The 8,737-nt window shown below is 32.1% G+C and carries 8 protein-coding genes; 1 reads left to right on the forward strand and 7 read right to left on the reverse strand.

The features are described from left to right. Nucleotides 1-94: 94 nt before the first annotated feature. Nucleotides 95-2,101 carry a M43 family zinc metalloprotease gene (locus tag HNQ03_RS14450; protein WP_173780410.1) on the reverse strand — a complete coding sequence of 669 codons (2,007 nt, stop codon included), beginning with the start codon at nucleotides 2,099-2,101 and terminating at the stop codon, nucleotides 95-97. Nucleotides 2,102-2,208: 107 nt separating this feature from the next. On the opposite strand from HNQ03_RS14450, the gene HNQ03_RS14455 reads away from it, so the two are divergent. Then, complete coding sequence (locus HNQ03_RS14455; RefSeq protein ID WP_173780411.1) at nucleotides 2,209-2,670, forward strand: hypothetical protein; 462 nt, start codon at nucleotides 2,209-2,211, stop codon at nucleotides 2,668-2,670. A gap of 5 nt (nucleotides 2,671-2,675) precedes the next feature. Here the strand turns inward: HNQ03_RS14455 and HNQ03_RS14460 are convergent, their stop codons facing one another. From HNQ03_RS14460 to HNQ03_RS14485, 6 genes are all read right to left on the reverse strand, one after another. Further along, entirely contained in the window at nucleotides 2,676-3,332 is a 657-nt protein-coding gene (locus HNQ03_RS14460; RefSeq protein WP_173780412.1) for a DUF6048 family protein, read from the reverse strand. Continuing rightward, complete coding sequence (locus HNQ03_RS14465) at nucleotides 3,298-3,771, reverse strand: DUF6452 family protein (RefSeq protein ID WP_173780413.1); 474 nt, start codon at nucleotides 3,769-3,771, stop codon at nucleotides 3,298-3,300. The genes HNQ03_RS14460 and HNQ03_RS14465 overlap by 35 nt, the downstream gene beginning before the upstream one ends. Beyond that, on the reverse strand, nucleotides 3,771-6,248 hold the full coding sequence (locus tag HNQ03_RS14470) for a zinc-dependent metalloprotease (protein ID WP_173780414.1): 2,478 nt from the start codon (nucleotides 6,246-6,248) through the stop codon (nucleotides 3,771-3,773). The genes HNQ03_RS14465 and HNQ03_RS14470 overlap by 1 nt, the downstream gene beginning before the upstream one ends. A gap of 161 nt (nucleotides 6,249-6,409) precedes the next feature. Continuing rightward, nucleotides 6,410-6,790, reverse strand: a complete 381-nt coding sequence (locus HNQ03_RS14475) for a hypothetical protein (RefSeq protein ID WP_173780415.1) — start codon at nucleotides 6,788-6,790, stop codon at nucleotides 6,410-6,412. Between the two features lie 11 nt (nucleotides 6,791-6,801). Then, nucleotides 6,802-8,214: a 23S rRNA (uracil(1939)-C(5))-methyltransferase RlmD gene (rlmD, locus tag HNQ03_RS14480; protein ID WP_173780416.1), complete on the reverse strand. Its 1,413-nt coding sequence runs from the start codon at nucleotides 8,212-8,214 to the stop codon at nucleotides 6,802-6,804. 110 nt (nucleotides 8,215-8,324) lie between these two features. Further along, nucleotides 8,325-8,549: a hypothetical protein gene (locus tag HNQ03_RS14485; protein WP_173780417.1), complete on the reverse strand. Its 225-nt coding sequence runs from the start codon at nucleotides 8,547-8,549 to the stop codon at nucleotides 8,325-8,327. Nucleotides 8,550-8,737 lie beyond the last annotated feature (188 nt).

The following is an 8,737-nucleotide window of genomic DNA, read 5'->3' on the forward strand; positions in this document are numbered from 1 at the left end:
TAGTTGCTTGAATTAATATTCAATGGTTATTGATATTAATAACAAAATCCTCAAAACAAAAGCTTTGAGGATTATATTTACGAAAAATATTAAATTATCGTTTTATAAATTTGAAATTAATCTCGCTTGCTTTGTCTAAAACTTTTAAAATATAATTTCCTATAACCAATTCAGAAATATAAACTTTACCAGCTTTAATATTACCGCTTGATACTATTTGACCAGCAGTATTATAAATAAGGTAGCTAGATCTGTCTGAAACATTGGTGATATTAATAATATCTTGAGCAGGATTTGGATATATACTGATATTAGGTTTTACAGACTCTGCTGTGCTTAACGTGCTTGTTTTAAATCTTACAACATCTTGCGATCCAAAAGACCCTCCTTCATATATAGTAGAAGTTCCATCTACACTCTTTAAACTAAAATATCCGCTTCCATAATCACAACAAATACCATCATCTTCGCTGTCATATATTGTAAATGTATAGCAATCGTTAGAAGGTAAATTCCATGTTTGAGTAATAAGTGGTTGACTTGATGCATTTGTATATGGCCCACCTGTAAATAGGGTAGCTCCAGCACTATTTTTTAGATCCCAAGTCGTTTCTGAACCATAAACATCTCGTTGTAACTTATAAACTACAGTATTAAATTGAAAATTTTGAGCACCGTTTGAAATAAATTGAGCTGAAAAAGTATTGTTACTTGCTCGTGAATCTGTAGTTCCATTCACAGAAGTTAAAGCACCAGTTATTGTGCCAGAAGGAACAGATGCTGCTACTGGTATAGAAATAATGGCTGTTTTATCTTGTGCCAAACTTCCAGTATAATTATAAGTTTGCGTTGTTCCGTTTAGAGTGTAATTTATTATTGCGTTTGATAATATATTCGTACCTCTATTTGTTAATTTAATAGTGAAAGTGGTAGGCAATGTTTCACATGGCAAAGGACTAAGGTTACATCCATTTTCAAATTTAATTTCTGCATCATTTGCGAAAAGTGGAATTGCTACATTTTTTGTACTTGTTTTCAAACTTGCTCTTCTTGGTGAATTGTTCATGACAGCAGTAAATCTCGATGTTTGATCAATCGTATAGATATTCATACAAGTATCTATTGTATAATCCATATAGTTTGCCGTCATAGCAAATTGACCAGCTACACAACCAGCAATAGGACTACTACAAACACTGTTTGCACCTTGTGCTGTTGGAGTATCTGCACAATAATCGTCTCCACAAGTAGTATCTCCCCAAATATGTCTTAATCCTAAAAAATGTCCAACTTCATGCGTCATCGTTCTTCCTCTATTATAAGGTGCAGCCAATAAAAAAGTTCCATCGTCGAAGGCTACACTACCAAATGTAGAATAATTTGCCACAACTCCATCAGTACTTGCTAAACCTCCATTAGAAGATAAACCACTCAAACCAGAACTAGATGGAAATTGCGCATACCCCAACAAAGAAGTGTCTGTGAAATTCACACTCCACATATTCATATATAAAGTAGGATCCCAAATAGTTTGTGGCTTTACTTTAGAATCTATCTCATCGGTAGACCAAGAAGCTTGGCAAAGATTAACTCTATCAATACCATTGGTAGGATTTCCGTTTGGATCTACCTTCGCCAATTCAAACTGAATTTGCGTATCTGCACCTACTGCATTGGTATTAAAACCTGGTGTTCCAGACATTTTTCTGAAATCTTGGCTCATTACCGTAATTTGAGAAATAACTTGATTGTCCGTAATATTTGGTGCAGTTCCAACAGCTTGCCCATTGTGAATTACATGCACCACAACTGGTATTGTTACAATCCCTCCATTTTGAGATTTATTAGCCTTTGCATCAGCTACAAACGGAGCCAACCATGCTTCAAATTGTGCATCCGTCATTCTATCAGGATTTTGTTTTTGAAGAAATGTCTCATATTCTGTGGTTGCACATCGTATGACACCGTTCATCTCTTTCACTTGTTCTTTGGTGTAAGTTTTTCCAAATATCATCGTGTTACTATCCTTTTTCTGTGCAATTAATGCAACGGATGAAAAAAGAAAAATGATAAAACTGAAATGCAAAAATTTTCTATTCATTTTTTTTTATTAAATTAGTACACAAATATATTGCTAATTTCTTATAATTATAGATAAAAGTATTAGATTGGTTAAATATTTGTAAACACAATATTAAATTACTCCCTATGAACTACGTAAAATACATTACCCTTGGATTATTTGCAATTTTCGCACTACAATGTTCGGCACAAAAAGAAACCAAAACTGTAAAAAAAGAATTGACAAACACAACAAAAAATAGTAAAATAAAAATAGTAGAATTAGAGGAGATTACTCGAGGATCCAAAAGGAATGCATCCATATCCGAAACTTCAAAAATGATTGTATTGCCTGGAAAAATAAAAAACACACCTACTACAAAAACCAATTGGATTGATGTGGAATCTACAATAAATGCTATTTCTTTAGAAGAAATAAATTCCTACCCAGCTCCAACTACAGATAGATTTCACGATGGCGCACTTGCGGCAACCATCAAAATTACAACCTCGACTGGAAAGGTATATACATCTCAAACTTTTGATGCTGGAAGTCCTCCAAAAGAATTAGCAAAATTGTATATTTTACTATCAGAAAATTTTAAATAATTTATCTAAAACTTGTACGCTAAATTCCAAGCGAAGCCCATATTAAATTTCCCTGAACTTCTTCCAAATCCTGGAATTATTACTGGATCTACATCTTCCTGCTTTGTGGCGAAGGCTAAATATTTTGGCTGCACATTTAAATCTATATAGAAGTTAGAAGAAAAAAGTTGAATTCTTCCTCCTAAATTTCCTTCCACCCAAATTGCAGTCTGGTTGCTGCTCGGAAAAGCGACAGAAGAACTATCACCATTAAAACCACGCACTGGAATGGCAAAATATTCTTGTAAATAATAACTACCTGCTAATTTTCCGCCGGCATAAAATCCGTTGAATTCATTTTCTGGATCTTTTATCAGCATATAAAAAGCCCCCACTTTTAAATAGGGGCCAGAAACTTTTGCATTATATCCATTCTTTTGATAGATATTTTTTTCAAAACCTGCATCTATTATAGCATGCAAATCTTTCTTTATTTTAGAAGATACAAAACCTTGATAAACTTTTCTATCCGAAGAAAATGAGATTCCAGCATTCACCACATCAAAACCGATAATGAAATTGGGCTCATATTTTTCTTTTGATACTTTTTTCATTTTTTCTTGAGAAAAGCTATTGACAAAGAATAAGCTAAAAAATAAGAAAAATATGTGTTTTTGCTTCATCTGCTATTTGAGTTTGGTTTTTTTCTATACTTTTCACCTCATTAGAAATTTCTAAAATTGGTTCTATATTATTATATATCTTCTTTATACCACAAGCTGTCGAAACATATTCTGAGGTTGTGGTATATTTTATTTTAATTTTAGAAGAAGGTCCTATTTTTGAGGTGCTTACATAAATATCTGTAGAAACACTTTCATCAATTCTTAATGGTATTAATAACGAATCTGTTTTAGACTGTGTAGCCAAAATTTCTTGCAAACCGTTTCCATAGTCTACATTTACATAAACCGAATCCAAGGTTTTCAGTTTTCCTTCAGATGTTTTGAATTTCACCTTCAATCTTGCTGTAGTATCTGCACTTAAGCAAATATCGTCTTCGGAAGCACAACTAGAAACAGAAAAGAAAAAAATTAATAATAGAAAAAAAATTCTATTCATTATTTATCATTATTAAAAGTACTTTCTATTCTATACACCAAATCTTGATAATGGTATTTTGTAATCGTATCATTTCCAGATTTACTTTTCAGTCTTGCCATTAAATCCATTAAATTTCCACGAACGATTGAAGATACATCAGAATTATCTGTGATTGAAGTTGTTTTACTTACCAATTTCAAAAGATTGCTTACGTAATTTCTTTGCAAATTTCTTTGATAAAGATCTGGTGTTTCGCTATTAAAAATAGATTGCTGCACATCTCCCATATAATTTACCAAAGGATAAGCTTTTGAATTTAATTGTTGTGCATTATACATTTTATTCAATACTGCTGAACTTAAAATTCTATCTAATACAGAATTTTGCAAACTCTCTACAATAGAAACCGGTGTTTTTCCTGTTTTATCAAAAATGCTATTTTGCAAAAGCCAAGTTGGTGTTTCAAAAACATTTTGTTCTAAAAATTTCAAAGCACGCTTTTGGTCAGATTCTGAAACTACTTCGTAGACTGGTCCTTTTTGCTCCACAGTTTTTGGAGTTTCCATTTCTCCACCGATGTATTTCGAAACATGACCCAAATATCTTCTATATTGCCCAACAACTTGATCGTACATCATATCCAAATTATCATAATTTTTGTTTGGTTGTTCTGTCCATTTGTCTAAATTATTAATAATCATCTTTAAATTTTTCACACCATAAGTGCTTGCAATCATTGCATCATCTCCTACTTGTTCACTTTGGGAACGCGGATCAAAAGGATTGCTTTCTGTACCAAACCACAATCTTTCATTCTTCAAATTACTGATAACCCATTTGTTTAAGAAAGATTTTTCCAAATCAACTGATGGTAGATTGTAGAATCTTTTGTATCCCCATTCTATTGCCCAATTATCATAATCTCCAATTCTCGGCATCAAATTTTCTGGCGAAATTTTATCTTCTGGTTGTGCTACATAATTAAATCGAGCATAATCCATTATGGAAGGTGTATGTCCATTTTTCGTCAACCAATTATTATCTCTCAATTTTTCTACTGGAACGGTAGAACTTGAACCATAATTATGACGCAAACCGAGAGTGTGGCCAACTTCATGAGAGGAAACGAAACGAATTAATTCGCTCATTAATGCATCATCAAATTCAACTTTTCTTGCTCTTGGATCATTGGGTGAAGCTTGTACGAAATACCAATTTCTTAGAAGCAACATTACATTATGATACCAATTGATGTGGCTTTCCATTATTTCTCCTGTTCTAGGATCTGAGATAGAAGGACCAGAAGCATTAGGAACATCAGATGGTTTGTATACTATTGCAGAAAATCTTGCATCTTCCAAACTCCATTCTGGATCGTCTTTTGCGTTGGGGATTTTAGCATAAATAGCATTTTTAAAACCTGCTTTTTCAAAAGCTTTTGCCCAATCATTTACACCTTGCATCAAAGCTGGAACCCATTTTTTCGGAGTTGCAGGATCTATATAAAACACAATTGGTTTCGCTGGTTCTACCAACTCTCCTCTTTTATACTTTTCTAAATCTTGAGGCTTTGGTTCCAAACGCCATCTTTTTATCAAGCGCACTCTTTCAACTCCTTGTGGGTCATTATCAAAATCTGTATATCCAACTGTGAAATAGCCAACTCTTTCATCAGAATATCTTGCTTGCATCTTATTATCTGGTAATAAAACTAAAGACGTATTTATTTCTACCGTGTAGTTTCCAGAAATTTCTGGTTTGTCTCTTCCTGGAATTGGTTTATAATCTCCTAGAGTTCTGGCAAAAGTTTTTGTCGTATTAATTTCTAAATTTGTTGGAAAAGATTTTACAAAATTTACATAAGATTTATCTTTTTGCAAAGCTCCAACTTTGAAAGATTTTTTTGCGTATGCAGCAAAAGAAATCAAATCACTATCAGAATTAAAAAATGGCGTAACTTCTATTACAGTAGATTTTTTTTCTTTATTATATGCTTTTACTTCGAAAGCTTGTTCTATGGATTGTACATTATTTCTCGTTACAGAATTATACATTTGCGAGGTAGAATCTTTTGCATAATCTACAAAAGAGATGGTTTTTAGAAAAATTTTATCTTCTGGTCCTTTTTCAAAAGAGATTACATTTTGCGAAATTTGATCTCCTGCATATCCTGTAGTTCCAGAACGCATACCTGCAGCAGCTTTGGTTAATCTGCTTACCAAAAGAAATTCTTTTTTCAGCATTTTGTCTGGAATTTCTAGATAATATTTGTCTTCTACTTTATGAATATCAAAAACACCAGCATCTGTAACTGCTTTACTGGTAATGATTTCTTTGTAAGGTTTTATTTTTTCAACTTTTTTAGCGGGCGTTTTCGCACCAGCTTTTGTAGTTGCACTGTCTTTTTTTGCAGGCAAAGTATCTTTCACTTGAGCGTGAAAATTTGCGGTTGAAAAAAGCAAACAAATCAAGAAAGAATAGATGGTTTTCGTCATGTTCAATAATTTTTATAAATATATAGAAATTATTTGAAAGATTTTGGTGTTAAGATTGCATTCCTACGGAATACATTTTTGTAATATTCATTTATACTACAAAGATTATGTTTATAAGGAACATTTATTATTTGATTTAAACTAAAATAAAGTATAAATCCTTACCTTTCATTTAATTTCCATTTGTCTTCTTCTTCGATCACTTCCATACTGCCGTATTTCTTACCTTTATAAAATATTTTAATTGTTGATCTTTTTTCATCATAAATATATGAAAAATCTGATATTTGGAAATCACTAAAGTCTTTTTTCAATAAATCTTTGTAAGCATTAAATCCTTCTACCCATATATTTTCACCTTTACCCGTCATAATTTCTTCAGAAATATCTTTCCCAAATGAATTTTTGAATAAACTTATGGAATCGGTTTTCACTGCAAGTAAAATATCTTCAAAAGCTGCACTTTGCTTAATGTGAAGCTCTTGTGAAAACAATTTGGTTGAACAAATAATTATAAAAACGAAAGTAAGTATTGTTTTCATTTAAAAAAAAATTAAATCCTCACCAACAAAGCAATATTCTCAACATGATGTGTTTGTGGAAACATATCAACTGGCAAAATTTTCACCACTTTATAATGGTCTTTCATCAATGCTAAATCTCTTGCTTGTGTGGCAGAATTGCAACTTACATACACAATTCTCTCTGGCGAAAGTTTCAAAATTTGCTCTACCACTTTTGCATGCATTCCATCTCTTGGTGGATCGGTAATTAGTACATCTGCTTTTGGATGATTTGCCAAAAATTCATCAGAAAAAATATCTTTCATATCTCCACAGAAAAATTCGCAATTGTCTAATCCATTTAAAATAGCGTGCTCTTTTGCCGCATCTATAGATTCTTGCACAGATTCTATACCGATTACTTTTTTGGCATTTCTCGCCATATATTGTGCAATGGTTCCTGTTCCTGTATACAAATCGTACACAACCTCATCCCCTTTTAAATCTGCAAATTCTAAAGTTTTTCTGTATAAATTAAGCGCTTGTTGATAATTGGTTTGAAAGAAAGACTTCGGACCGATTTTGAATTGCAATCCATCCATTTCTTCCATTAAAAAACCATCGCCATAATAAATCTGCACATCTTGGTCGTATAAAGAATCGTTTTGTTTGGCATTAATACAAAACATCAAGGTTTTTATTTGCGGAAAATTTTCTATTAAATAATCAAATAGCTTTTGTTGATTTTCTTTTTCTTCGCGGAATAATTGGAATAAAACCATCCACTCGCCTTTTGAGTTTTGGCGAAGCATCATCGTTCTCAAAAATCCTGCTTGATTTCTTACATCAAAATATTCTAATTGATGCGCATCTGCAAAAACCTTAACTGCTAAACGAATTGCGTTGGAAGGATCTTCTTGCAACCAACATTCTTTCAGATCTAAAATTTTGCTCCACATTCCTGGAATATGAAAACCGAGTGCATTTTTATTATCTATTTCTTCGCCAGAATTGATTTCGTCTAAAGTCAACCATTTTGCATCGGAAAAAGAAAATTCCATTTTATTTCTGTAGAAATATTCTTCTGGTGCGCCTAAAATGGGTTCGCACACAAAATCTTCTATGCCACCGATTCTGCGAATGTTATTTTCAACTTCATCTTGTTTGAAAAACAATTGCTTTTCATAGCTCATATTTTGCCATTTGCAACCACCACAAGTTCCGAAATGGATGCATTTTGGCTCAACACGAAAAGGCGACCTTTCTAAAATTTCTACAGCTTCAGCTTCAAAATATTTAGATTTGGCTTTTTTCACTCTTGCATTAATTACGTCACCGGGAATTGCGCCTGTAACGATCACGGTTTTACCTTCTTCGGTTCTCCCTATTGCCACACCTTTTGCGCCAGCTGCAGTTAAAGTAATATTTTCTAGAATTAAATTTTTGGATCTGTTTCTTGCCATAATGCAAATGTAAGGTTTTGAAATAAAAAAACCGCCGTGTGGCGGTTTTCGATTTATTTTAAATTAAAAAAAATTTTAGTATAAGTTTTAAAAAAAATTCCATCTTTTTCTCAATCAATAATATATTTTTGATATGTAACTTCTTCAAAAACATCTTCTTTTAGGTTGATGTCATATCCTGTTTTTAAGAAGTAAACCTTATCTTTTTTCAAAATACTATTTAAATATGGCAATATTATAGTTTTAAATTTATGCTCACTCATAAAATTGACATAAAAAGAATCTATATAAAAAAGTAAATTTTTACTTACATTATTAACAGATTGTATTCCCATAAAACCTATTGCACCACTTTCAACAACGGGAGTGAAACCTGAATATCTTACGGGTTTTTTGTATATTAAATCTCTTTTTTTTACATATTCAAGATCAATATCGTCCTAAACGTTTAAATAAAAATGTAAAAAAAGAGGGTAAAGTTTAGTATCTCAAAGTATCTTTGAGTTGCACAACAAAACCTTTC

It is taken from the genome of Frigoriflavimonas asaccharolytica (assembly GCF_013294015.1).
Classification (GTDB): Bacteria; Bacteroidota; Bacteroidia; order Flavobacteriales; family Weeksellaceae; genus Frigoriflavimonas; species Frigoriflavimonas asaccharolytica.

Excerpts from the sequence above, each read along its gene's own strand:
- HNQ03_RS14485 (WP_173780417.1), bottom strand. The coding sequence starts at position 8,549 with ATGGGAATACAATCTGTTAATAATGTAAGTAAAAATTTACTTTTTTAT.
- HNQ03_RS14465 (WP_173780413.1), bottom strand. The coding sequence starts at position 3,771 with ATGAATAGAATTTTTTTTCTATTATTAATTTTTTTCTTTTCTGTTTCT.
- HNQ03_RS14470 (WP_173780414.1), bottom strand. The coding sequence starts at position 6,248 with ATGACGAAAACCATCTATTCTTTCTTGATTTGTTTGCTTTTTTCAACC.
- HNQ03_RS14450 (WP_173780410.1), bottom strand. The coding sequence starts at position 2,101 with ATGAATAGAAAATTTTTGCATTTCAGTTTTATCATTTTTCTTTTTTCA.
- HNQ03_RS14475 (WP_173780415.1), bottom strand. The coding sequence starts at position 6,790 with ATGAAAACAATACTTACTTTCGTTTTTATAATTATTTGTTCAACCAAA.
- HNQ03_RS14460 (WP_173780412.1), bottom strand. The coding sequence starts at position 3,332 with ATGAAGCAAAAACACATATTTTTCTTATTTTTTAGCTTATTCTTTGTC.
- HNQ03_RS14455 (WP_173780411.1), top strand. The coding sequence starts at position 2,209 with ATGAACTACGTAAAATACATTACCCTTGGATTATTTGCAATTTTCGCA.
- rlmD (WP_173780416.1), bottom strand. The coding sequence starts at position 8,214 with ATGGCAAGAAACAGATCCAAAAATTTAATTCTAGAAAATATTACTTTA.